The sequence below is a fragment of the Rhodococcus sp. 27YEA6 genome (assembly GCF_044908235.1).
Classification (GTDB): domain Bacteria; phylum Actinomycetota; class Actinomycetes; order Mycobacteriales; family Mycobacteriaceae; genus Rhodococcus_F; species Rhodococcus_F qingshengii.
Window position 1 is genome coordinate 367,198 of record NZ_JBIYCY010000003.1, and the last position, 22,167, is coordinate 389,364.

Sequence of the window (22,167 nt, forward strand, 5' to 3'; positions counted from 1 at the left end):
CACAATGGCGCAGATTCGCGAGATCGACGTCGGAACGGTGCAAACTCGTTTCGCCCGCGGTTGGCACTGCCTGGGTCTACTGAAGACCTTCAAGGACGGCAAACCGCACGCGATCGAGGCTTTCGGTACGAAGCTCGTGGTGTTCGCCGACAGCAAGGGCGACATCAAAGTTCTCGACGGATACTGCCGTCATATGGGTGGTGACCTCACACAAGGCGAGGTCAAGGGCGATTCCATCGCCTGCCCCTTCCACGACTGGCGCTGGGGCGGCAACGGCAAGTGCACCGGCATTCCTTATGCCCACCGCGTGCCTCCGCTCGCACGCACCCGCGCGTGGACGACCCTCGAGCAGAACGGTCAGCTCTTCGTCTGGAACGACCCCGAGGGCAATCCGCCGCCCGAAGAGATCGTGATTCCTCGTATCGAGGGCGCGTACAGCGACGAATGGACCGACTGGACCTGGAACTCCATGGTCATCGAGGGGTCCAACTGCCGCGAGATCATCGACAACGTGGTCGACATGGCGCACTTCTACTACATCCACTACGCCTTCCCGACGTACTTCAAGAACGTCTTCGAAGGTGAGATCGCCACTCAGTACCTCAACACCACGGGCCGTCCCGACATCGGAATGGCCTCCCAGTACGGCGGCGACACGCTGCTTCGCTCCGAAGCTGCGTATTACGGACCGTCGTACATGGTCAATCCCCTGTGGAACAGCTACAGCGGATACGAGGTCGAGAGTGTTCTGATCAACTGCCACTACCCGATCAGCCCGGACTCGTTCGTGCTGCAGTGGGGCGTGACGGTGAAGAAGCCGACGGGTGTCTCCGACGAGATGGCCGACAAGTTGGCCGGCAAGTTCACCGAGGGCATCAGCGAGGGATTCCTGCAGGACGTCGCGATCTGGAAGAACAAGACCAAGATCGAGAATCCCCTTCTCTGCGAAGAAGACGGCCCCGTCTACCAGCTACGACGCTGGTACGAGCAGTTCTACGTGGACAAGGCCGACGTCACCGAGAAGATGACGCAGCGCTTCGAGTTCGAGGTGGACACCACCAAGGCAAACGAAGCCTGGCACGCCGAGGTCGAGGAAAACCTCGCACGCCAGAAGGCCGAGAAGGAAGCTGCAGCAGAAGCGGCAAAGAAGGAAGCAGAGGTCTAGTCGTGAGCGCCTCGATCGGAACCGACGCACGGTGGGCTCGTTGGGCCAAGGCACCGGACTTTGCCGGGCAAACGGAACGGCTCGAGGCGATCGCGGCCCAGACGATCGAGGACAAGCACGAATACCTCGACTCGGGTCTGCAGGAAGTCGACTGCAAGGCATGCGGCGCGTGCGTACTGGTTCGCAAGAACACGTACAAACACACCAGCGTTCAGTGGACTTCCGACCCGGCGCTGCGTTGCCACACCTTCAAAGAGGCAATTGCTTCCGGGCAGTCGTCGGCATTGAAAGACGGATGCCCGAAACTGCACGACAGCATCGCCGACGCGGTTAGGGACGGCACCATCACGGTGCGTGATCCCGAGGTCAGCTGACCTGATTGTGTAGAACGAGGGCCGACCCACGGGTCGGCCCTCGTTTTACGTTCCAGCGCCCGCGTGTCCGTCAGGCAGGCGGTCGTACCTTTCGTGCAGCCACCGCGTAGACGTCGCTCGACGTGGTGAGAGAGTTCTTTCCGCTGGCCGCCGGCACTCCCCCGCGTAGATTCACGGCCCAGTTGAGCGCACCCAGCGGTCCACACCCGCTGGCTCCCGGCGCCGCAAACACCGCATCCGAATGTGGGACTGCCGGGAACACTGCACCGGGGAACTCACCGATAGGTTCCGACGGAGGGTTTCCGGTTGTGGTCAGGTGAAGGTTGATCGGATTCGAAACCGAACCGATGTAGCAATCGTCACCGAGCAAGGGATTAGACAGCTTCAATCGAACAGGCATGGTGAGTTCCTGCTCGAGAACCTTCAGATCCGGGACTCCCACCGATTCCACCGTCGCGCTGATCTGAGTCAGTCCCAGCGGAGTATCGATCCCGAGAGCACCTCCGGGTACCGAAATCGGATTGGAATAGACCCCGTTGGACCCGTCCTGCTTGGCGACGAACGTCTCGATGAAACTGTTGTCCGGCTGGGTCGCGTATTTCACTCCGCCCGCAACCTTGAGGCTTCCGTCCGGGATCGGCACCGAAAGTGCGCCCAATTTCATGGTCCCTCCGCGAACTACGACGCTGGCGCACGTCGTCACCTCGAGATCCTCGATCGGGCACGTGCCCCAACCGTCGAAGGTCAACGGATCAACCGCTGCCGCACCGGAGGAACCGAGCGATCCGCTGCCGGAAGACCCTGACGATGATTCGTCGGCAATTGCCACACCTGCACCGGCCATGACAAATGTTGCAACTAGCGCGACTGTCGACATCACTCGAGATTTGTTGCGGCTCTTCATCTTCGAATTCCTCCACCGTTGACGGAAATTCACGAGAGCCACCCCCTGCGGATCGCACCTCGATCTACGCCCGGCACGCTACCGAGAAGTGAGACGCGGATTCACACATAACGACGATATTTCCCACCAAAGAACTACGGCGATCACGCTCGATCGAACTTCCGTCCTAGCCCGGAAACCGTATCGATCCTGTCGGCTCAGTTCGGTTCGACTGTGCCCGAACCGATGACCTGATCGAGGAACGGCCCGAACATCTCCCCCAGGTTCTCGGCGATCTGATCGGGGGTACCGAAAGACAACGTCACGTGACTGATCGCCAGACGCACTATCGTGCTGCCGAACATCTCGGCATGGATGCGGTCGACGTTCGCCCAACTGGTCATGAAGATCTCGGCCAACCTCGCGCTCGCATGTTCGAGCAGCGGAGTCCCGTCAGTGGTGACCAAGCTCAGCAGGTCGTGCTGCGGCCGGGGACCGACAATGCTGACCACCATCGGATCCCGGGCACCGGCGTCGAAGAAGGCACGGAAGGCTGCCGAGACCGCGCCCCGCGGATCCGAATGATGGAGCGTTACTTCGCGTTCCACCTCTTCGAGGAACTCGTCAACGAAACGGATGAGGTATCCGGACGCCAATCCCTGGCGGGACGTGAACTCCTTGTACAACGTCTGCCGGCTCATGCCCGCAGCTTCCGCGATATGCGCCATCGTGATGTCGTTCCACGATTTCTCGGTCAAGAGTTCGCGTGTGGCGTCGAGCGCTGACGCACGGAGGAGTTGACGAGCTGCCTCGTGGTACGGGACACGGGCACGAGCGGTGGACATATCGGGAAGATTTCCATCGCCCGTGCTCGGTGTCAAAACGGTGGACACGCAAGCCACAGAAGTCACGAGTGCACTCAGAGCACCGGTGAGGCGACAAGACCCGCCGCAAGTTCGGTCAGATCCCTGTTTGTATCGGCGAGTACGTCGGCGCTGATGTCCGGGGAGCGTTCGATAAGGGTTCGCACGGCACGAATGTCCTTCGGCCGGCCCACGCTCACAGCACCGACGATATTTCCGTCGCGCATGCAGATCGCAGTGAAGTCATAGGAGTCCAAGTCTCCTCGAACTATTACGGTGTCGTCCGCGCCTGGCCAACCAGCTACTTGAATGTTGCGGCCGAATTGGTTCGACCAACTCCAAGGGACGGATTCGAAGGGTTCTTCCTTCCCGACGATGGTCTTGGCAACTGCAACTGCGTGGTCCTGCGCAGTGTTCCAGTGCTCACCACGGTGCATGCCGCCGAGAAAACCGTTGGGCACGTTGGCCACATCGCCGATCGCGTACACATTATCGACAGACGTCCTGAGGTATCCGTCTACCGAAATCCCGTTGTCCACCGCAATACCCGCAGCAGCAGCCACATCGGTATCGGGCAAGGATCCGATTGCGACGACGGCCAACTCCGCTGTCCACTCGCGTCCGTCACGCGCACGTGCGGTGACGCCGTCGGCACCCGTCGTGAGCGTCTCGAGGTCGACTCCCGTCTGCAAGGCGACGTCCGCCGAGGCGTGCAGCGCGGCGATCTTCTCCGCTATCGACGGTGGAAGCAGCCTGGACAGGGGCACCGGTTGCGCTTCGAGAACCTGCACACTGCAACCCAAGTCGCGTGCCGTTGACGCCACCTCCGATCCGATCAAGCCACCGCCGACCACCAGTAGCGAGGATCCTTCGATCAGCTGGGATTGCAAGCGTCGCATGTCTGCGATATCCCGAAGATAGTGAACGCGCTCGGAATCTTCGTTCTCCAACCGTCGGGACCGTCCACCCGTGGCAAGAATCAGAACGTCGTAGTCGATGCTGTCACCGTCGGCTAAAAGTACTGTGCGGGAATCTGTGTCGATACTCGTGACAGTTGCGCCGATCCGAAGATCGATACTCTGCTCGGTCCAGAAAGTCGACGGCCGCAACCGAGCCCGATCGATCGACGCTTTCCCGGACAGTAGCTCCTTCGACAGCGCTGGGCGGCGGTACGGCTCCTCAGGTTCGCTGCCGATCAGGATGATGCTGCCGCCGAACCCTTCCTTGCGCAGGGCCTGCGCCGCACCGGCACCGGCGATGCCCGTGCCCACGATCACCACGGTGCGTGTGTCGGACTCGCGGACCGCTGTCATCAGCGGTCCACCTCCACCATTTCGAAATCGACTTTGGCAGCACCACAATCAGGGCAAGACCAGTCTTCGGGAATCTCGTCCCAGCGAGTACCCGGCTCGATACCGTCGTCGGGCCAGCCGATCGCTTCGTCGTACTCGAACCCGCACTGGAGGCAGCGGAACAATTTGTAAGCAGTGGCAGTCTCGGACATCGGTTTTCCTTTCGCCTGTGAATAGTTCGATCAGGATTGCGCGACGAGCGTGAAGTCGACCTTCTCGCGGACGCCGCAGTCGGGGCAGCACCAGTCGTCCGGGATACTCGACCACGGCGTACCTGGCGGAAAGCCCTCTCGCGCAGCGCCTGTCGATTCGGTGTACGTGTAGTCGCAGATCGGGCAGATGTAGGAGTTCATGCATTCACCCCGTAGGACGCGAGGATCTTGGCGCGCTTCTTCGGCGCGATGTTGACCTGGGTGATGTCACCTCGGTAGTGCTCGAGGACGCGGTGGTCCATCACCTTGCGCCACAGGGGTGGAACGGTGGCGAGCATGATCATGCTGGCGTAGCCGCTCGGGAGCTGAGGGGCCTCTTCCATACTGCGAAGCGCCTGGTAACGACGTGTCGGATTCGCATGGTGATCGCTGTGCCGCTGCAGGTGATAGAGAAAGACGTTGGTGCAGATGCGATCACTGTTCCAGCTGTGTGCCGGCGTGCATCGCTCGTACCGTCCGCTTGCGGTTTTCTGACGTAGGAGTCCGTAGTGCTCGAGGTAGTTGATCGCTTCGAGCAGCGAAAACCCGATGAACGCCTGGATCACGAGGTACGGCGCGATGCCGATCCCGAACACTGCAAGCGCGACACCGAACAGAACAACCGACATGAGCCAGGCGTTGAGCACGTCGTTCTTGATGCTCCAGTGCGTGGTGCCCAAACGCTCGAAGCGGGTCTTCTCGAGATGCCACGCCGACTTCAATCCCCCGCCGACGCTGCGCGGCCAGAAACCGTAGAGGGTCTCACCGAAGCGCGAGGTCGCCGGATCTTCCGGAGTCGACACTCGCACATGGTGGCCACGGTTGTGCTCGAGGTAGAAGTGACCGTAAGCACTCTGTGCGAGAACGATTTTGGACAACCAGCGCTCGACGCTCTCCTTCTTGTGCCCGAGTTCATGGGCTGTGTTGATGCCGATTCCGGCCGTCACACCGATCGTCACTGCGAGTCCGATATTGGAGAGAACGCTCAAATCCCAACGCGCCCAGATGTAGCAGGACAGGAAGAAGGCCGTGTACTGCAGCGGCAGATAGGCGTAGGTGCACCACCGGTAGAAGCGGTCGTTCTCGAGTTCGTCGATCACCTCGTCGGGCGGATTCTTCCCGTCCTCACCCGCCAGGATGTCGATGACGGGAATGAGAGCAAACGCGATCAGTGGGCCGGTCCACCAGAAGACATTCCATCCGGTGGCGGTAACAAGCCCCACGGCGATGAAAGTTGCCGATGACGGAATCAGCGCCAACAGCCACAAGTAGCGTTTCCGGTCTCTCCAAGTTGCGAGCCGACCATCTGGCTCGGTGTACACCAACGCCGCCATCGAATTCTCCAGTTCTCGTTCGGATCAGTGAGTGCGTCCTGCGCGGTAATCCGCGACACGAACAACATCTATGTATAGAGAGTGGACAAATGATGGCGTTTTGTCAACGATTTTCAAGGTAAAACTTTTACAAACATGTCAATTTGTACATCTAGATGAACCCTCCGTTCGGGCTGATCGCAAATCTTCCGCCACCGCGCCACCCTCGCTACAAAAGTGGAATGGGGACGTCAACGTGCGCAATATGCGCCAAACACCGAGGAACAGGCCCGCTCGTCAGCCCTCGAATATTCGAGGACGACTTCGTCGTTGTCTCCCATCGGCCCCCTCCACCACACGGACGTTCGGTTCCTGGATATGTGTTCGTCGAGACCCGTCGACACGTGTCCGGGTTGCCTTCACTATCCGAACCTGAAGCACTCGCCATCGCACACGCGGTCTGGTGCGTCTCACGTGCCCTCGACTCGGAATTGACTCCGGAATTCGTGTTCTCCGCGATCGCTGGGCTAAGCGTCCCCCACTTTCATCAGCACGTTTTCGTCAGGCCTTTCGGCGCTCCGAGTTCAGTGAGTTGGAACGACGTCGATTCATGGGACGACGCGCCACGCGTCGACGAGGTCGAGCTCACGCTTCTGTGCAGGAGAATCGCGCTCGGCTTCGAAGACGAGCAATAGCGCAAAACAGTCGGTGCGCGGACGGACAGTCGGCGCGAGACACAACCTCTCGATGTCCGATTTGCGCGAATTTCCCCAAAACGAAAGTTCGCTTACCCATACTGAAATGACCGACTGTCCCCGACGTGAGTGGGTCCTCATGGATACCGACGTATTGGTAGCGGGCGCCGGCCCGATCGGCTTGACCACCGCGATCGAGCTGCGCAGACGCGGTATCTCCTGTCGAATAGTCGACCCCCTCGACGAACCGCGGCAATACGCGAAAGCCGTCGGGATTCAGCCACGCACTCTCGAACTCTTCGAGAACATGGGGGTGCTCCGCCAGGCACTCGACGCCTCGACATTGATGCGCGGTCAGATCATGTACACGAACGGCGTCGAGGTCGGCCGCGTCGACCTCACCCTCCCCGAGGACGTTCCTTACTGGTTTCTCTGCCTGCCTCAGTACTCGACGGAGCGCATCCTCACCGAGCGCCTCACCGAGTTGGGAACAACCGTCGAACGCGGAGTCGGCCTCACTGCATTCGAACAATCCGACGACGCCGTCACCTGCACCCTCAGCGACGGCAGCACCGTGAACGTCCAGTATCTGGTGGGTTCCGACGGCGCTCACAGCGTGGTCCGCAAAGGGCTTGGCCTGAGCTTCGAGGGCGGCGCGTTTGCGGAAAGCTACATGCTCGGTGACGTCGAAGTCGACTGGTCGATCCCCAGCGGCTACTCCGTCCGCGCCAACCACACCACCGACGACGGAACCACCGACGACCTACTCGTCTGCATCCCACTTCCCGGACACAAGCGGTACCGCATGTCGATGCTCGTTCCGGACGATTTGATGCCGGACGAATCGTCGAACAAAGCCTCTGTACAACACGGTTTTTCAACCGGCAAGACACCGGAACTCCATCACATCCAGGCCGTGCTCGACAGACTGTCCCCAGAACCGACAACCGCCTCGATGCTGCGATGGTCCTCGGTCTTCCGCATCAGCCACCGCATCGTCGACGCTTACGGTCGCGGACGGGTTTTTGTCGCCGGCGACGCCGCGCACATCCATCCCCCGACTGGCGCGCAGGGCATGAACACCGGGATCCAGGACGCCCACAATCTTGCGTGGAAGATAGCGCTCGCCGTCAAAGGCGTTGCAACAGCAGATCTTCTCGAGACCTACGATGCCGAAAGACGGCCGGTCGGTGAAGAAGTCGTCGGGATGACCGTCCGAAATGCTCGAGAAGGAATCGGTTCGGGAGAGTCTTCCATCGACACGGCAATGCGGCGCCAGGCTCAATTGTTGATCGACTACTCGGAGAGTCCGCTGAACACCGGGCGTAATTCTTCGAGTCCACACGTTCAACCGGGCGAGCGTGCACCCGATGCACGCGGAATGCGCCGAGACGGTGTGCAGTATCCAATTCGGTTGTTCGACTTGCTGTCAGGAGTCGACCACACGTTACTGCTGACTTCGGACGGATCCGCGGAGAGCATCAACAGCTTGGAGAAGGTCGCCGACGCCGCAATTCGATCAGCGCACGGCTTGCTGGACGTCTACGCGATAGTGCCACCGGGAACCGTGACCGTCGACTCGCTGGTGCCGATCATCGAGGACAACGCCTCGCAACTGTGCGCCGCGTATGGGGTCGAAGGTACGGCGGCGCTGGTCATTCGCCCCGACGGCTACCTCGGATTCCGTGGTCACCCGGAGAACGTTTCCGATTACTTCACGAAAGTGTTTGCCGTCAATCAGGAATGAGCGAAGCGAACATCAACCGAATCTCGGGCGAGAGCTTCATCAACTCGACGTATCCACCCAACGGCCCGGCATCGAGGTAGGAGAACTCCATGCCGGCGCCCTCTACCCGACCTTGTTGCACCACCGACATTCCGCGACGCTCGGCCTCGAGCAACGTCGCCTCGTAATCGCCTGGAACCCAGGCCATGTGATGAACTCCGACGCCGTGAGTCTCCAGGAACTCCGTGTACAGGTTGCGTCCGGACACTGGTTGGATCAACTCGAGCTGTTGGCTGCCCGCATATCCGATCGACACGTGAACGACATAGTCCGCGGGCTCACCTCGATACGTTGTGGTCTCGGGACCAAAGGCGATGTCTGGCATACGTAGCCATCGCTCCACTCCCCACTGCCGAGTGAACTCCTGTTCGGCGGCCTCGATCTCCTCGACCACCCAGCAGATCTGGAAGATCGGTCCCGAGACCAACGGGGTCATGCCATTTTTCCGTTGTCCACCGAGTAGACGGCCCCGTGTATCGCCGAGGCGTCGTCGGAGGCAACGAAAGCCACCATCTTCGCAACGTCCTCGGCTTCCATCAAGCCACGCGGCGAGGCAACCTTCATGACGAGGTCGAAGTCGACTCCGTCGGGGAAGGTGAATCCGGTAACTTGAGGAGTCATCATGCCGCCGGGGCAGATTGCGTTGACACGCAGAGACTTTCCGGTGAACTCCATCGCCATCGCTCGGGTCAGTCCGATGAGTCCGTGCTTGGCAGCGCAGTATCCAGCCGAGTACGCCTGCCCTTCCAGCCCCGCGATCGAGGAGACGTTGACTATGTTGCCGCCCCGCTCCAGCAAGTGCGGCAGTGCTGCTCGGGAAACGAAGAACGGTCCGTTCAGATTGACCGCAAGGTCATGTGCCCATTCGGAATCCGCAATATCCGCCGTATGACGAAGCGAGTGCGATCCCGCCACGTTGACGAGGATGTCGATACCACCGAGTTCGTCGACACACGCTTGCACGGCCGCATCACACTGAGCGGAATCCGAGACGTCCGTCGCCGCGAAACGACGCTCTCCATCCGCGCCAACCACCTCGACCATCGACTGTCGCAGCTTTTCCTTGTCGCGGGCGATACCGAAAACCTGTGCGCCCCTGCGGTGGAGAATCTCGGTGACGGCGCGCCCCAACCCTGAGGACGCGCCGGTCACCAAGGCCACTTTTCCGGCCAGTACGTCTGCCATGACCTAGGAAGCCGCTGCTTCGCGCTGGAGTTCCAGCGCGATGTCGATCAACTGATCTTCCTGTCCGCCGACCAACTTGCGCTTACCTGCGCGCACCAACAGCTCCGCGGACGACACTCCGTACCGCTCGGCCTGACGCTCGGCATGCTTGAGGAAGCTCGAGTACACGCCGGCGTAGCCCATCATCAGTGCTTGACGATCGAGCAGGCATTCCTGCGGCATTGCCGGGCGCACAACATCTTCGGCTGCATCGGCGATGGCGAAGAAGTCGATACCGGTCTTGACGCCGATCTTGTCGCAAACACCGACGAAGGCCTCGACCGGGGCGTTGCCGGCGCCGGCACCGAACCGACGGGTACTACCGTCGATCTGCTTGGCTCCCGCACGAACTGCCGCAATGGAATTGGCGACGCCCAGGCCCAGGTTCTCGTGGCCGTGGAAGCCGACCTGAGCGTCGTTGCCGAGTTCCTGAACCAGCGCCTCGACGCGATCGGATACCTGCTCGAGTACCAGCGCGCCGGCCGAGTCGACCACGTACACACACTGGCAACCCGCGTCGGCCATGATGCGAGCCTGCTTGGCCAGCTTCTCCGGCGGAATCGAGTGAGCCATCATGAGGAATCCGACTGTTTCGAGTCCACGCTCACGCGCGAGGCCGAAGTGCTGGATGGATACGTCGGCCTCGGTGCAGTGAGTTGCGATGCGGCAGATGGACGCACCGTTGTCCTGTGCGATGACGATGTCGTCCTTGATGCCCAATCCGGGCAGCATCAGGAAGGCGATCTTCGCGTTGGTCGCCGTCTCGACTGCAGCTTTGATCAGTTCCTGCTCGGGAGTCTTCGAGAAGCCGTAATTGAAGGAGGACCCGCCGAGGCCGTCGCCGTGAGTGACCTCGATGACCGGCACTCCGGCTCCGTCGAGGGCACCGACGATGGCTCGTACTTCGTCGACGGTGAACTGATGACGCTTGTGGTGGGAGCCGTCGCGCAGCGACGTGTCGGTGACGCGGATGTCCCAGCTCGAATCGAAATGAATCATGTCGCTCATGCCTTCACACTCAGAAGCTTCTGGGCGATTTCCTCGCCCACCTTGGTGGCTGCTGCCGTCATGATGTCGAGGTTGCCCGCGTACGGCGGTAGGAAATCGCCTGCGCCTTCGACCTCGACGAACGTGGTGACCGTTGCATAGCCACCGGAAACGACGCTCGGTTTGTCGAACTGCGGTTCGTTGAGCAACCGGTAGCCGGGCACGTACTGCTGGATGTCCTTGACGACGCGGTGAATGGAGTCGGTGATCGCGGCCTGGTCGGCGTCTTCGGGGATAGCGCAGAAGATTGTGTCGCGCATGATCATCGGCGGGTCCGCGGGGTTGAGGATGATGATCGCCTTGCCGCGCTGTGCGCCGCCGATGGTCTCGATACCGCGGCTGGTGGTCTTGGTGAACTCATCGATGTTCGCGCGAGTTCCCGGGCCGGCGGACAATGATGCAACGGAGGCGACGATCTCGGCGTACGCCACGTCGACGACACGCGACACCGCGTAGACGATCGGAATGGTTGCCTGCCCACCGCAAGTGATCATGTTGACGTTGGGTGCGTCCAGGTGCTCACGCAGGTTCGCGGGCGGAACCACAGCCGGGCCGACCGCGGCCGGAGTCAGGTCGACGGCACGGATACCGGCGGCCTCGTAGCGTGGTGCTGCCTCGCGGTGCACGTATGCCGACGTCGCCTCGAAGACCAGGTCCGGTTTCTCCGCCTGGTTCAGCAACCAGTCGACGCCCTCGGCGGAGGTCTCGAGTCCCATCTTGCGGGCGCGCGCCAATCCTTCACTCTCGGGATCGATTCCGATCATCCATCGCGGTTCGAGCCACTCGGAACGCTGCAGTTTGTACAACAGATCGGTACTGATGTTTCCCGATCCGACGATCGCCACACTTGCCTTGGTCATGACTACTCCTACGTGAACTGAAGAGAGACGGAACCGAGGCCGCTGAACTCGGCTCGGAAGTTGTCGCCTGGATGAGCGTCGATCGCTCGCGTGCACGAACCCGGCAGAACGATGTCGCCGGCCTTGAGCCGAACTCCGAACGTGTCGACCTTCTGCGCCAACCACGCGACGGCGGTGACCGGGTTACCGAGAACCGCATCGCTGCGCCCCTCCGCAATGCGCTCGCCGTTGCAGGTCAGCACCGCGTCGATCGCCTTGATGTCGATGTCCGACGGGCGAACTCGTTCCTTGCCGAGAATGAACCCGGCGGAGGACGCGTTGTCCGCGATGGTGTCCGAGAGGCCGATCTTCCAGTCCTTGATCCGGCTGTCGATCAACTCGATGGACGGCGCATAGGCGACAGTGGCGTCGATGACGTCTTGTTCGGTGCACCCGGCGCCCGGCAGATCTGCTCCCAGAATGAAGGCGACCTCCACCTCGACGCGTGGGAAGCAGAAGCGCGACGTGTCGACCGGACGGTCCTCGAACTCTTCCATCTCGGCGAGCAGGTGACCGTAATCTGGCTCGTCGACGCCCATCATCTGCTGCATCGCCAGTGACGAGAGCCCGACCTTGTGCCCGACCACCTTTGCGCCACCGGCAACACGACGCCGGATGTTGATGAGCTGGATCTCGTAGGCGTCGACGACGTCGATGTCCGGATACGTGGCGATCAGCGGGCTGATCGGAGCGCGATCCCGTTCCGCCGAATCAAGATGGTCGGCAAGTTCGCCGCGGATCTGCGTCGAGAGCATCGTTCAGGCCTTTCCGACTGTGGAGAATGCGGCTGCGTGCTGACCGGCTCGTCGTCCGGAGAATACGCAGTCGGCGAGCGACAAGCCGCTCACATACGAGTTGGAACAGATACCGACCGCGGTACGGCCGGCGGCGTACAGACCAGGGATACCCTCCCCGGCCTCGTTTTTCACCATGCCGGACGATTCGTCGACCACCAATCCACCGAGCGTGAGCATCGGGCACGGATTCATCATGTTGGGCTTGATCGAGACGTCGTACATCGTGAACGGCGCAGACAGTATCGGCCTGACGAAGTCCGACGGTTTACCCATCGGATCAGGTTGTCCGGCAGCGGCAGCGGAGTTGTGCGCGTCGACGGTGGCTTGAAGGCCGGCGACGTCTATCCCCGCTTTGCGGGCGACCTCGGCAATGGTGTTGCCACGCAATGCAGTACGCATCATTCCGGTGGTCTGTACCCGCTGGAACCACATCGACTGGTCACTTATCTGCGATTTCGCTTCGCGAACGAGTTCGGAATCTGCCAGCAGCCAACCGATTCCGCTGCTCTTCTCCGCCATCGCCTGACCGAGAGCGGCACCGTAACGGGACTCGTCGACGATTCGCGCACCGGATTCACCCACCAAAATGGAACCGAGAAAAGCACTCGGCGGGACGATGAATCGCCAGGCGGACACATTGCCGAGCTTGTCGGTGGCTCCCCCGGCTTCGACACCGAGGTTGATGCCTTTGCCATCGTCCCCGGAGGTGCCGAGCGGGATACCGCCCTTGTAGGCGGGAGCATGGGTACGCATCATCTCGCGATTGGACACGAAGCCGCCGGCGCTGAGGATCACGCCGCCGCGTGCCTGGATACGAATCCGCTTGGCGTGCTTCTTCTCGATCTTCGCGATCAGTGCGTCGAGAATCGTGCGCAACTGCGGTGCGTAGACGCCGGGCTTGGAGGACAAGGACCCGAGCGTCGCGTGACGGCGACGAACTCCGGCCGGTGCGTCACGCAGCGTCAGTGCTTCGACGCCGATCACCCGGCCGTCCTCGATGATCAGCCGGTCCGCTCGCGTCTGGCCGAGCAACTGGACGCCCTTCGCCTCCGCGGACTTCGCGAGCGGGCCGTACAGCATCTTTCCCGACGTGCCACGCCCCTTGGCGCGATGACCACGCGGAGCAGGTTTTGCGATGTCACGGAACCCGCCGGCCGATTCGCTACCCGAGAAGTAGAGGTAGTGCTTGTTGCTCGGGTACGACGTCTTGTACGGACAGAGTGAGGCCTCGAACGGCACGCCGTGACTGCGCAGCCAGTCGATCGACGCCGGGCTCTCGTCGACGAACCGGCGCAGAGTCTGCGGCGTCACAGCGTCACCGACCTCGCGGTTCAGGTAGGCGAGCATGGCTTCGGGACTGTCCTCGACACCGGCTTCCTTTTGAATCACGGTGCCGCCGCCGGCGTAGTAGATTCCTCCGGAAATCGTGCTGGCCCCACCGCCGAGCGCTCGGTCGATCGCCAAAACCGACGAACCGGCCGCTACAGCTTCGAGCGCCGCACTGGCGCCCGCCACACCGAACCCGACCACAAGGACGTCAACCGAAGTATCCCAGGTCACACCGCACCATCCTCAATCTCACTGCAACGTGTTTCGTTATCAATGACAACGTCCGGAAATACTTCCTGGCAGAAAGCATGGACTGACACCCCCATCATTCTATAACGTGTTCTACATGAGCAAGCAGGAATACGACATCGTCGTCGTCGGCAGTGGTGCCGCAGGTATGACAGCGGCCTTGACCGCAGCCCACCAGGGCTTGAGTGTGGTCATCGTGGAGAAAGCCGCCCACTACGGCGGATCGACCGCCCGTTCCGGTGGTGGGGTCTGGATCCCCAACAACGAGGCACTTCAAGCGGACGGTGTCACCGATACACCGGAGGCCGCACGTTCCTACCTGCACAGCATCATCGGCGACGTTGTCGCTCCCGAACGCATCGACACCTATCTCGAGCGCGGTCCCGAGATGCTCTCGTTCGTGTTGAAGAACAGCCCGCTCGAGCTGCAGTGGGTTCCCGGCTACTCCGACTACTACCCGGAAGCACCCGGCGGACGCCTCGGTGGCCGCAGTGTCGAGCCCACCCCGTTCGACGGCAACAAGTTGGGCGCCGACCGCAAGAACCTCGAGCCCGACTACGTCAAGGCCCCCAAGAACTTCGTCATCACCCAGGCCGACTACAAGTGGCTCAACCTGCTGATGCGCAATCCTCGCGGACCCCTGCGCGCCATGAAGGTCGGCATGCGATTCCTCGCAGCGAAGGCCACCAAGAAGGATCTACTGGTTCGCGGCCAGGCACTGGTCGCCGGTATTCGACTCGGACTTCAGTCCGCCGGAGTACCCATCCTGCTGAACACCCCGCTGACCTCCCTGTACACCGAAGACGGCGCTGTTCGCGGCGTCAACGTCATCGTCGACGGCGAGGAGCAGGTCATCCGCGCTCGCCACGGAGTCGTGTTGGGATCCGGCGGATTCGAGCACAACAAGGAAATGCGTGAGAAGTACCAGCGCGCACCTATCGGCACCGAATGGACCGTCGGCGCGAAGGCAAACACCGGCGACGGTATCCGCGCAGGCCAAGAAGTGGGCGCTGCAGTCGATTTCATGGACGACGCCTGGTGGGGCCCGTCCATTCCGCTGACCGGCGGACCGTGGTTCGCTCTCTCCGAGCGCACCCTCCCGGGCTGCATGATGGTCAACATGTCGGGCAAGCGCTTCGGCAACGAGGCTGCTCCGTACGTCGAGGCGACCCATGCGATGTACGGCGGTGAGTACGGTCAGGGCGAGGGCCCCGGCGAGAACATCCCGACGTGGATGATTCTCGATCAGCGCTACCGCAACCGCTACACGTTTGCCGGTATCACTCCCCGCTCCCCCTTTCCCGGCCGCTGGCTCAAGGCCGGCATCGTGGTCAAGGCGGGAACCATCGCCGAATTGGCAGAGAAGACAGGGCTTCCCGTCGCATCGCTGACCGAAACCGTCGATCGGTTCAACGGCTTCGCGCGCAACGGCAAGGACGAGGACTTCGGACGCGGTGACAGTGGTTACGACGCGTACTACGGCGATCCCCGACTGAAGAACCCCAGCCTCGCCGAAATCAGCAAGGCTCCGTTCTACGCCATCAAGATGGTTCCGGGTGACCTCGGCACCAAGGGTGGTATCTGCACCGACGTCAACGGCCGAGCACTACGCGAAGACGGAAGCGTCATCGACGGCCTCTACGCGGCTGGCAACGCGAGCGCTCCGGTCATGGGCCACACCTACGCCGGACCAGGCGCGACCATCGGTCCCGCAATGACTTTCGGTTACTTGGCCGTACTCGACATCGTCGAGCGTGCGAAGAAGGCCGAGACAACCGAAGCACCTGCAGCTGAAAAGACGGCGGTCGACCATGCCAATTGATCCGAAGATCGCACTCGGCGCCGAGCTTGCGCCACAAGAGTTCTCGTGGACCCCGTCGGACGTGCAGCACTACCACTTGGCCCTGGGGGCAGGTGCTCGTCCGCTTGATCCGAACGAGCTTCGATACCTCGACGACGAAAAGCCTCAGGTACTACCCACCTTTGCCACCGTCGCCGCCAACTTCCACGCCACCGAAGCACCGAAGGTGTCGTTCCCCGGCGTCGAAATCGATCTGGCGAAGGTAGTCCACGGGAGCCAGGAAGTCACTGTCCATCAGCCGATCCCGGCAAGTGGAAGTGGCCGCACCACAACTCGAATCGCCGAGGTCTGGGACAAGGGCAAGGCCGCGGTGATCGTGCAGGAATCCGTCACGGTCGACGCCGAGGGCAACCCGCTGTGGACAGCTCGCTCGTCCATTTTCGCCCGCGGCGAGGGTGGTTTCGGGGGTGAACGTGGTCCGTCGGAGTCGATTACGCTTCCGGATCGCGAAGCAGATGAGACAGTGGTGACGCCTGTGCTTCCACAGCAGGCTTTGCTGTACCGGATGTGTGGTGATCGGAATCCGTTGCACTCGGATCCGCAATTCGCCTCCGCGGCAGGCTTTCCAGCGCCTATCCTGCATGGACTGTGTACTTACGGAATGGTCTGCAAGACCGCAGTGGATACCATGCTCGACGGCGACAGCAGTCGGGTAGCCGGATTTCGGGCCCGCTTTGCCGGGGTCGTATTTCCCGGCGAGAACTTGAGTATCCAGATCTGGAAAGACAATGGGCGACTCCTGATCTCAGCTTCTGTACTGGAGCGCGAAGCTCCTGCCCTGGCTGACGTAGTTCTCACTCTTGTCTGATACCAACCTGTCTGATACCCACCTGTTAGAACTCACCGTAGTTCTCGAACCCGATGGAGTAGCCCGAAGATGACGGCACAAGACGAAAAGTTCCGACTGTCCCGACGAGGTTTCATGGCCGCTGGAGCCGGCGCCGTGGCAGCGACCGCATTCGCCGGCTGGACGCCGGCCTACGCCGTCCCCGCCGGCTCTTCCGGCTCCGCGGGTGGTCCCGTGTCCACCCTCACGCCGCCGCCTGCCTTCCCCGAAGGCATCGCGCTGTACCAGCAGGCATATCAGAACTGGTCCAAGGAGATCATGCTCGACGCGATCTGGACCTGTTCGCCCAAGACGCCCGAAGACGTAGTCCGCCTCGCTAACTGGGGTCATGCCAACGGCTACACCATTCGTCCCCGCGGCGCCATGCACGGCTGGACGCCGCTGACCATCGTCAACGGTGCGCCGGTCGACAAGGTCATCCTCGCCGACACCACGGTCCACCTCACCGGAGTCTCCGTCAACGCCGGTGGCAGCCCAGCCACCGTCACCGCAGGACCCGGCGCGACCCTCGACGCCATCACGACCGCACTGCAGGCACAGGGCCTCGGGTTCGCGAACCTGCCGGCGCCGGGTGTGTTGACCATTGCCGGCTGCCTCGCCGTCGACGCTCACGGCGCAGCTCTTCCCGCCGAAGGCGAAGCACACGTTCCCGGACAGACTTTCGGCTCACTCTCCAACCTCGTCACGTCCCTGACCGCAGTGGTCTGGAACGGCAGCGAGTACGCGCTGAAGACGTATGCACGTAGCGACGCGGCGATCAAGCCGCTGCTGACTCACCTCGGACGCACCTTCCTCACCTCCGTCACCTTGCAGGCCGCCCCCAATTACCGCATGCGCTGCGTCAGCCACACCGACATCGGTTGGCAGGAACTCTTCGGCGCCCGCGGAGCGTCCGGACGCACCTTCGAGAAGTTCGTCCGCGAAAACGGTCGCGCAGAAGCAATCTGGTACCCCTTCACCGAACGCCCGTGGATGAAGGTGTGGTCACTTGCCCCCACCAAGCCGCCGTTCTCGCGTGAGGTGACCGGACCGTACAACTACATCTTCTCCGACAACCTCCCGGAGCCGGTCACCGACATGATCGGCCAGATCAACTCCGGAAACCCGGGCATCGCACCGGCATTCGGGCAGATCATGTACGCCACCACCGTTGCCGGACTCGCCGCGACGTTCTCCAACGACCTGTGGGGATGGTCCAAGGACGTCCAGTTCTACATCCGGGCCACCACCCTTCGTCTGACCGAGGGCGGCGGAGCCGTCATCACCTCGCGCGCCAACATCGGCCAGGTCATCCACGACTTCACCCAGTGGTTCAACGGTCGCATGGAGTACTACCGCTCTATCGGACAGTTCCCCCTCAACGGCCCCGTCGAAATCCGTTGCTGCGGCCTCGATCAACCGTCGGATGTCGAGGTCGACTCGGCAGGCGCCCCCACCATCTCGGCCATGCGCCCGCGCCCCGACCATCCGGAATGGGACACCGCCATCTGGCTCAACGTCCTCGGCGTCCCCGGAACCCCCGGCATGTTCGCGTTCTACCGCGAAATGGAACAGTGGATGCGTAATCACTACAACAACAACGACGCCACCTTCCGCCCCGAGTGGTCCAAGGGCTGGGCGTTCGGCCCCGACAAGCCGTACACCGACACCCCGATCATCACCCAGGGCCTCCCCCAGACCTACCGCGACGGCGTCCCATCGAGCGACAACTGGGACACCGCCAACGCCGCATTCAACGCGTTGGATCCGCACAAGGTCTTCAGCAACACCTTCCTGGACCAGTTGCTGCCTTGAGGTTCAAGTACTGAGCGCACACTCTGACAACTCGACGGTCGTCGCCACTCCCCTTACTTTCGGGAGTGCGGCGGCCGTCGCGCGTTGCAGTGAGCGGGATGAAGGAGTCCCCCCGCATCCCGACGAGGCAGCTGCCTCAATCGCGATCAGGATGGATCGCCTCGTGCATACTTTCCACTGCCCTGGCGTGAGTTGAGAGCTCGGACCGAGCCGACCGAATCGTGGCGCTGTCGCTGCGTGCCCCCGGCTCGGACGACGACGAGTCCTCTCCGGGGTTCGGCGCGCCACCAGCTGGATGCTCGGAGGAGCCGGTGCGCTCTTCCCTCTCCGCGCGGGCGCGCAACAACGACTCGGACTTCGGGGTATTTCGCATCGGAGCATTGTCCCAGATCCATCTCCTATGACTCACATTGAGCGCTCTCACCCCCGGCGACCAGGCTGTTCCTGAATATCAACACCTAGAATGTTCGCAACAAAATATCTACAGCGGTCAGGGTAGACATTCTCGCGAGGCTGTTGTATCTTTTTTCTCGTAGCAAGGAACGAGTCAAGAGATGCGGGAGAGATGAACTACCCGCAAGCAGTACCGCAGGGCAGGGACGTGCCGGGGCCGAATTCGTGTGTGAGTGTGTAGTCGGACCCGGCACCCCCCTTCAAAGCGGCTACCGGATGTCTTGTGCGAGTCCGGAAGTTCGAAAGAATGCAGTTATGTAAGTAAGTTCAACCCCATCCGGCCCCCGGCGCTCCTCGCGCCGGGGGCCCCGTCCGTTCAGCGAAAGAAGCGAGCCATTCCGGCAGATACACCACCGGGGGACCCCTCCGGCAGATTCGACGACGAGAACTATCCTGCGTACAGCATGGGACATGCGGCCGAGATCCTCGGTGTCAGGCAAGCTTTCCTTCGTAGCCTCGATGCCGCGAAACTGCTTACCCCACAACGCTCTGAGGGCGGACATCGCCGCTACTCCCGCTACCAGCTGCGCATCGCAGCCCGCGCGCACGAACTCGTAGCCAACGGCACGGCGCTCGACGCGGCTTGCCGCATCATCATCCTCGAAGACCAACTCACCGAAGCCCGTCGCATCAACGCCGAGCTTCAGCAAGCGCAGGACCTGCGAGAGGAACCGGACGCGGCACCCGAATGAGGACTGCACTGGAACAGCAGTTGCGCCTATACGGTCGATCTGACCCCTCCTCCTTCCAACTGCGGTAAATTCGGCCAATTGGGACATTGCTCGGCGTCGGTTGCTCGATTTCCACATCGAAGGGATCGCAGGCATGACTTCCTCCCACCACCGCGCTCGGGTGCGGCTGTCTGCTCTGTCGATCGCCTTGACCGTTGCCATTGCAACCGCTGCGTGCAGTTCCGACGATGACTCCGCAACAAACACGGGCAGCGCCTCTCCCAGCACCTCGAGCAGTCGGGAATCCACCGAGATCACGGACATCGTCCGCCGCCAAGTGGCCGACTTGGGCCTCAGTGCCGCTGTGTTCGGGGTGTGGCGAGGCGACGACGAAGTTGCTCTCGGCGCCGTCGGAGAGTCCCCTGTCGGAGTTCCGGCGACAACCGACATGCAGTTGCGCGTCGGCCAACCGATGGAACCGATGCTCTCGACAGTCCTGCTGCAACTCGACGAAGAGGGAACGCTTCCCCTCGATCAACCGATCGCGAAGTGGGAACCGAACTTTCCACGCGCAGACACCATCACTCCGCGAATGCTGGCCAACAGCACGTCGGGCATCTCCGACTACGTGACCGATCCACAGTTCCTCAAACTCTTCACGGACAACCCGATGAAGGGCTGGACTTCTCGAGAGATCCTGGATCTTGCCAACTCCCGCCCGCCGTTGTTCGAACCCGGCACCGGTTGGGCGTACGCGCACAGCGACCTGACGCTGCTCGGCGACGTCATGGAGAAAGCGACTGGAAAACCGCTGGGCGAACTACTTCAGCAGCGCGTCTTCGATCCACTCGGGATGGATCACAGCAGCGTTGTACTCACGTCGCAGATGGACGAACCGATCCTGCACGGTTACACCAATGAACGTGGAGTATTCGAAGACTCCACTTTCTGGAATCCGACGGCGTTCCTGCACAGCGGAAACATGAACGCGCCTGTCGCCGACGTCGGAAAGTGGGTGCGCGCGCTGGGAACGGGAGAGTTACTCTCCGACAAGGCTTTCGAGCAGCAGATGGCGCCGACGACTGCGGGCTTGGGAAGTATGACGGCGGACAAGTTCTTTTCCTTCGGGACCGGGCACCTCGACGGCTGGCTGGTGATGAACCCGTCGTACGGCGGTTACAACGGTCTCGCGCTCTACTATCCCGACTCGAAGACGACGATCGTCGTCTACGCCACACTCGGGCCGACAACCAACGCGGACCTCAACAACGCCGTGTCGATGGGGAAGGAGATCGGAACCCTCCTCGAGCCGGATCACCCGCCGCAGGTACCGACGCCGTGACGCCCCACACACGCTGGTAGTAAACAGCGCCGGTCGGCAACTTCCTGTTTACGCACGGATTACCTCCAGGACTTATCGCCCCATCACCATTCTCTTCAGTACCGAACGAAACGCGTCGGACCGCGGGTTGTCTCGCCAGTGAACGAGAACGTAGATAGATGGGGACAGGCCCGATGAGGAAATACGCGATGTCAGTGGCATGCACGGTTGCAGTCACAGCGGGGGTGACTCTTGTGATGTCGGTACCTGCCGGAGCGGACCCGAATGACGGTGGGTCGTGCCCGGCCGGTGCGGTATTCGCGGTCGGCGGAACGTGGGATCCGACGGGACAAACGACGCAACCCGTCACCGACCGCTACGTCGCCCAGGGTTACGCCTCCAAGCCGGTGACCTACCCCGCCAGCTTCTGGCCGCTCGGCGAACAGACGTACGACCAGAGCGTTGCCGCCGGCGCCCAGACGCTTCGCACTGAAGTCAACGCTTTCCACGCTCAGTGCCCGGGCAGCGAGATCGTCGTCACCGGATACTCACAGGGAGCACGGATTGCCGGCGACGTTCTCGGTGACATCGCACGTGACGGATCCATTCCCCAATCGCAAGTCGAAGGCGTCCTCTACGCCGACCCTCGCAACTCGGCCGGGGGCATCGAAACCGTAGTGCCCAATGTCGTTCCGGGAGCGACGATGTCCGGAGCACGCGGCGGATTCGGAGACATCGCAGTGCAGGAAGTCTGCATCGAGGGTGACGGCATCTGCAACATGCCCAAGCCGCGTGATGCGCCCGAGGTGTTCGTGGATTCGGTCTTCGGCTACTTCACGAAGCACAACACCTACACGCCGATGATGTCCGAGCCCGCTCCGCCTGCTCCCCCGGCGCTGCCGCAGACACCGTCGGTGCCACTGCAACCGGCTGACGTCGCCACTGCGATCGTGACACGGGTCGTCGAGAACATCACTCCGTATCTGAGCGCTGCACTCGCCACCGTGCTGACGAAGTAACGCGACACCGCTTGTTCGGCTGACTGAAAGTCGA

At 61.9% G+C, this 22,167-nt stretch carries 23 protein-coding genes; 10 read left to right on the top strand and 13 right to left on the bottom strand.

Translation table 11 applies throughout. The features are described from left to right. The first annotated feature begins 4 nt into the window (after window positions 1-4). Window positions 5-1,165, top strand: coding sequence for a Rieske 2Fe-2S domain-containing protein (locus ABH939_RS11980; RefSeq protein ID WP_404649648.1), 1,161 nt, complete (start codon window positions 5-7; stop codon window positions 1,163-1,165). A 2-nt stretch (window positions 1,166-1,167) separates the two neighbouring features. Further along, a complete protein-coding gene (locus ABH939_RS11985) occupies window positions 1,168-1,539 on the top strand; it encodes a hypothetical protein (RefSeq protein ID WP_003945499.1) in 372 nt (123 codons plus the stop codon). Window positions 1,540-1,609: 70 nt separating this feature from the next. On the opposite strand, the gene ABH939_RS11990 is transcribed toward ABH939_RS11985, so the two are convergent. From ABH939_RS11990 to ABH939_RS12015, 6 genes are all read right to left on the bottom strand, one after another. Next, entirely contained in the window at window positions 1,610-2,443 is an 834-nt protein-coding gene (locus tag ABH939_RS11990) for a hypothetical protein (RefSeq protein WP_003945441.1), read from the bottom strand. Between the two features lie 197 nt (window positions 2,444-2,640). Beyond that, window positions 2,641-3,267 (bottom strand): TetR/AcrR family transcriptional regulator, encoded by a 627-nt coding sequence (locus ABH939_RS11995; RefSeq protein WP_007734097.1) that lies wholly within the window; start codon window positions 3,265-3,267, stop codon window positions 2,641-2,643. Between the two features lie 74 nt (window positions 3,268-3,341). After that, window positions 3,342-4,598, bottom strand: a complete 1,257-nt coding sequence (locus ABH939_RS12000; protein WP_073512033.1) for an NAD(P)/FAD-dependent oxidoreductase — start codon at window positions 4,596-4,598, stop codon at window positions 3,342-3,344. Further along, entirely contained in the window at window positions 4,598-4,789 is a 192-nt protein-coding gene (locus ABH939_RS12005) for a rubredoxin (protein WP_007734094.1), read from the bottom strand. Before ABH939_RS12005 ends, ABH939_RS12000 begins: the two co-directional genes overlap by 1 nt. A 30-nt stretch (window positions 4,790-4,819) precedes the next feature. Then, entirely contained in the window at window positions 4,820-4,990 is a 171-nt protein-coding gene (locus ABH939_RS12010; protein ID WP_073512034.1) for a rubredoxin, read from the bottom strand. Then, on the bottom strand, window positions 4,987-6,162 hold the full coding sequence (locus ABH939_RS12015) for an alkane 1-monooxygenase (RefSeq protein ID WP_042449407.1): 1,176 nt from the start codon (window positions 6,160-6,162) through the stop codon (window positions 4,987-4,989). The genes ABH939_RS12010 and ABH939_RS12015 overlap by 4 nt, the downstream gene beginning before the upstream one ends. 392 nt (window positions 6,163-6,554) lie before the next feature. On the opposite strand from ABH939_RS12015, the gene ABH939_RS12020 reads away from it, so the two are divergent. Beyond that, window positions 6,555-6,836, top strand: coding sequence for a hypothetical protein (locus ABH939_RS12020; protein WP_197523640.1), 282 nt, complete (start codon window positions 6,555-6,557; stop codon window positions 6,834-6,836). 139 nt (window positions 6,837-6,975) lie between these two features. Then, window positions 6,976-8,583 (top strand): FAD-dependent monooxygenase, encoded by a 1,608-nt coding sequence (locus ABH939_RS12025; RefSeq protein ID WP_218749242.1) that lies wholly within the window; start codon window positions 6,976-6,978, stop codon window positions 8,581-8,583. On the opposite strand, the gene ABH939_RS12030 is transcribed toward ABH939_RS12025, so the two are convergent. The 6 genes from ABH939_RS12030 to ABH939_RS12055 are packed head-to-tail and all read right to left on the bottom strand — an operon-like array spanning window position 8,570 to window position 14,149. Next, on the bottom strand, window positions 8,570-9,058 hold the full coding sequence (locus tag ABH939_RS12030; RefSeq protein ID WP_064688613.1) for a VOC family protein: 489 nt from the start codon (window positions 9,056-9,058) through the stop codon (window positions 8,570-8,572). The two genes, ABH939_RS12025 and ABH939_RS12030, sit on opposite strands and share 14 nt — an antisense overlap. Further along, on the bottom strand, window positions 9,055-9,807 hold the full coding sequence (locus ABH939_RS12035; protein WP_064443103.1) for an SDR family NAD(P)-dependent oxidoreductase: 753 nt from the start codon (window positions 9,805-9,807) through the stop codon (window positions 9,055-9,057). Before ABH939_RS12035 ends, ABH939_RS12030 begins: the two co-directional genes overlap by 4 nt. Before the next feature lie 3 nt (window positions 9,808-9,810). Beyond that, the gene (gene dmpG, locus ABH939_RS12040) at window positions 9,811-10,854 is read right to left on the bottom strand and encodes a 4-hydroxy-2-oxovalerate aldolase (protein WP_007734084.1); all 1,044 of its coding nucleotides are present in this window, start codon (window positions 10,852-10,854) and stop codon (window positions 9,811-9,813) included. Continuing rightward, window positions 10,851-11,753 (bottom strand): acetaldehyde dehydrogenase (acetylating), encoded by a 903-nt coding sequence (locus ABH939_RS12045; protein ID WP_003945771.1) that lies wholly within the window; start codon window positions 11,751-11,753, stop codon window positions 10,851-10,853. Before ABH939_RS12045 ends, dmpG begins: the two co-directional genes overlap by 4 nt. A gap of 8 nt (window positions 11,754-11,761) precedes the next feature. Next, on the bottom strand, window positions 11,762-12,547 hold the full coding sequence (locus tag ABH939_RS12050) for a 2-keto-4-pentenoate hydratase (RefSeq protein ID WP_003945480.1): 786 nt from the start codon (window positions 12,545-12,547) through the stop codon (window positions 11,762-11,764). A gap of 3 nt (window positions 12,548-12,550) precedes the next feature. Continuing rightward, entirely contained in the window at window positions 12,551-14,149 is a 1,599-nt protein-coding gene (locus ABH939_RS12055) for an FAD-binding protein (protein WP_064443102.1), read from the bottom strand. Between the two features lie 115 nt (window positions 14,150-14,264). On the opposite strand from ABH939_RS12055, the gene kstD reads away from it, so the two are divergent. From kstD to ABH939_RS12070, 3 genes are all read left to right on the top strand, one after another. Further along, window positions 14,265-15,989, top strand: coding sequence for a 3-oxosteroid 1-dehydrogenase (kstD, locus tag ABH939_RS12060; RefSeq protein WP_007734077.1), 1,725 nt, complete (start codon window positions 14,265-14,267; stop codon window positions 15,987-15,989). Next, window positions 15,979-16,836, top strand: coding sequence for a MaoC/PaaZ C-terminal domain-containing protein (locus tag ABH939_RS12065; RefSeq protein WP_003945880.1), 858 nt, complete (start codon window positions 15,979-15,981; stop codon window positions 16,834-16,836). The genes kstD and ABH939_RS12065 overlap by 11 nt, the downstream gene beginning before the upstream one ends. Window positions 16,837-16,905: 69 nt before the next feature. Beyond that, window positions 16,906-18,669: a cholesterol oxidase substrate-binding domain-containing protein gene (locus ABH939_RS12070; protein WP_007734073.1), complete on the top strand. Its 1,764-nt coding sequence runs from the start codon at window positions 16,906-16,908 to the stop codon at window positions 18,667-18,669. A gap of 136 nt (window positions 18,670-18,805) precedes the next feature. Here the strand turns inward: ABH939_RS12070 and ABH939_RS12075 are convergent, their stop codons facing one another. Beyond that, a complete protein-coding gene (locus ABH939_RS12075) occupies window positions 18,806-19,042 on the bottom strand; it encodes a hypothetical protein (RefSeq protein WP_007734072.1) in 237 nt (78 codons plus the stop codon). Window positions 19,043-19,526: 484 nt separating this feature from the next. On the opposite strand from ABH939_RS12075, the gene ABH939_RS12080 reads away from it, so the two are divergent. From ABH939_RS12080 to ABH939_RS12090, 3 genes are all read left to right on the top strand, one after another. Then, window positions 19,527-19,814: a MerR family transcriptional regulator gene (locus ABH939_RS12080; RefSeq protein ID WP_003945791.1), complete on the top strand. Its 288-nt coding sequence runs from the start codon at window positions 19,527-19,529 to the stop codon at window positions 19,812-19,814. A gap of 133 nt (window positions 19,815-19,947) precedes the next feature. Beyond that, the gene (locus ABH939_RS12085) at window positions 19,948-21,135 is read left to right on the top strand and encodes a serine hydrolase (RefSeq protein ID WP_064688701.1); all 1,188 of its coding nucleotides are present in this window, start codon (window positions 19,948-19,950) and stop codon (window positions 21,133-21,135) included. 188 nt (window positions 21,136-21,323) lie between these two features. Then, complete coding sequence (locus ABH939_RS12090) at window positions 21,324-22,133, top strand: PE-PPE domain-containing protein (RefSeq protein WP_003945630.1); 810 nt, start codon at window positions 21,324-21,326, stop codon at window positions 22,131-22,133. Window positions 22,134-22,167: the final 34 nt, after the last annotated feature.

Bases quoted from the DNA above. Each gene is read 5' to 3' on its own strand.
- ABH939_RS11980 (WP_404649648.1), top strand. From the start codon at position 5: ATGGCGCAGATTCGCGAGATCGACGTCGGAACGGTGCAAACTCGTTTC.
- ABH939_RS11990 (WP_003945441.1), bottom strand. From the start codon at position 2,443: ATGAAGAGCCGCAACAAATCTCGAGTGATGTCGACAGTCGCGCTAGTT.
- ABH939_RS11995 (WP_007734097.1), bottom strand. From the start codon at position 3,267: ATGTCCACCGCTCGTGCCCGTGTCCCGTACCACGAGGCAGCTCGTCAA.
- ABH939_RS12000 (WP_073512033.1), bottom strand. From the start codon at position 4,598: ATGACAGCGGTCCGCGAGTCCGACACACGCACCGTGGTGATCGTGGGC.
- ABH939_RS12005 (WP_007734094.1), bottom strand. From the start codon at position 4,789: ATGTCCGAGACTGCCACTGCTTACAAATTGTTCCGCTGCCTCCAGTGC.
- ABH939_RS12010 (WP_073512034.1), bottom strand. From the start codon at position 4,990: ATGAACTCCTACATCTGCCCGATCTGCGACTACACGTACACCGAATCG.
- ABH939_RS12015 (WP_042449407.1), bottom strand. From the start codon at position 6,162: ATGGCGGCGTTGGTGTACACCGAGCCAGATGGTCGGCTCGCAACTTGG.
- ABH939_RS12025 (WP_218749242.1), top strand. From the start codon at position 6,976: ATGGATACCGACGTATTGGTAGCGGGCGCCGGCCCGATCGGCTTGACC.
- ABH939_RS12030 (WP_064688613.1), bottom strand. From the start codon at position 9,058: ATGACCCCGTTGGTCTCGGGACCGATCTTCCAGATCTGCTGGGTGGTC.
- ABH939_RS12035 (WP_064443103.1), bottom strand. From the start codon at position 9,807: ATGGCAGACGTACTGGCCGGAAAAGTGGCCTTGGTGACCGGCGCGTCC.
- dmpG (WP_007734084.1), bottom strand. From the start codon at position 10,854: ATGAGCGACATGATTCATTTCGATTCGAGCTGGGACATCCGCGTCACC.
- ABH939_RS12045 (WP_003945771.1), bottom strand. From the start codon at position 11,753: ATGACCAAGGCAAGTGTGGCGATCGTCGGATCGGGAAACATCAGTACC.
- ABH939_RS12050 (WP_003945480.1), bottom strand. From the start codon at position 12,547: ATGCTCTCGACGCAGATCCGCGGCGAACTTGCCGACCATCTTGATTCG.
- kstD (WP_007734077.1), top strand. From the start codon at position 14,265: ATGAGCAAGCAGGAATACGACATCGTCGTCGTCGGCAGTGGTGCCGCA.
- ABH939_RS12065 (WP_003945880.1), top strand. From the start codon at position 15,979: ATGCCAATTGATCCGAAGATCGCACTCGGCGCCGAGCTTGCGCCACAA.
- ABH939_RS12070 (WP_007734073.1), top strand. From the start codon at position 16,906: ATGACGGCACAAGACGAAAAGTTCCGACTGTCCCGACGAGGTTTCATG.
- ABH939_RS12075 (WP_007734072.1), bottom strand. From the start codon at position 19,042: ATGCGAAATACCCCGAAGTCCGAGTCGTTGTTGCGCGCCCGCGCGGAG.
- ABH939_RS12080 (WP_003945791.1), top strand. From the start codon at position 19,527: ATGGGACATGCGGCCGAGATCCTCGGTGTCAGGCAAGCTTTCCTTCGT.
- ABH939_RS12085 (WP_064688701.1), top strand. From the start codon at position 19,948: ATGACTTCCTCCCACCACCGCGCTCGGGTGCGGCTGTCTGCTCTGTCG.
- ABH939_RS12090 (WP_003945630.1), top strand. From the start codon at position 21,324: ATGTCAGTGGCATGCACGGTTGCAGTCACAGCGGGGGTGACTCTTGTG.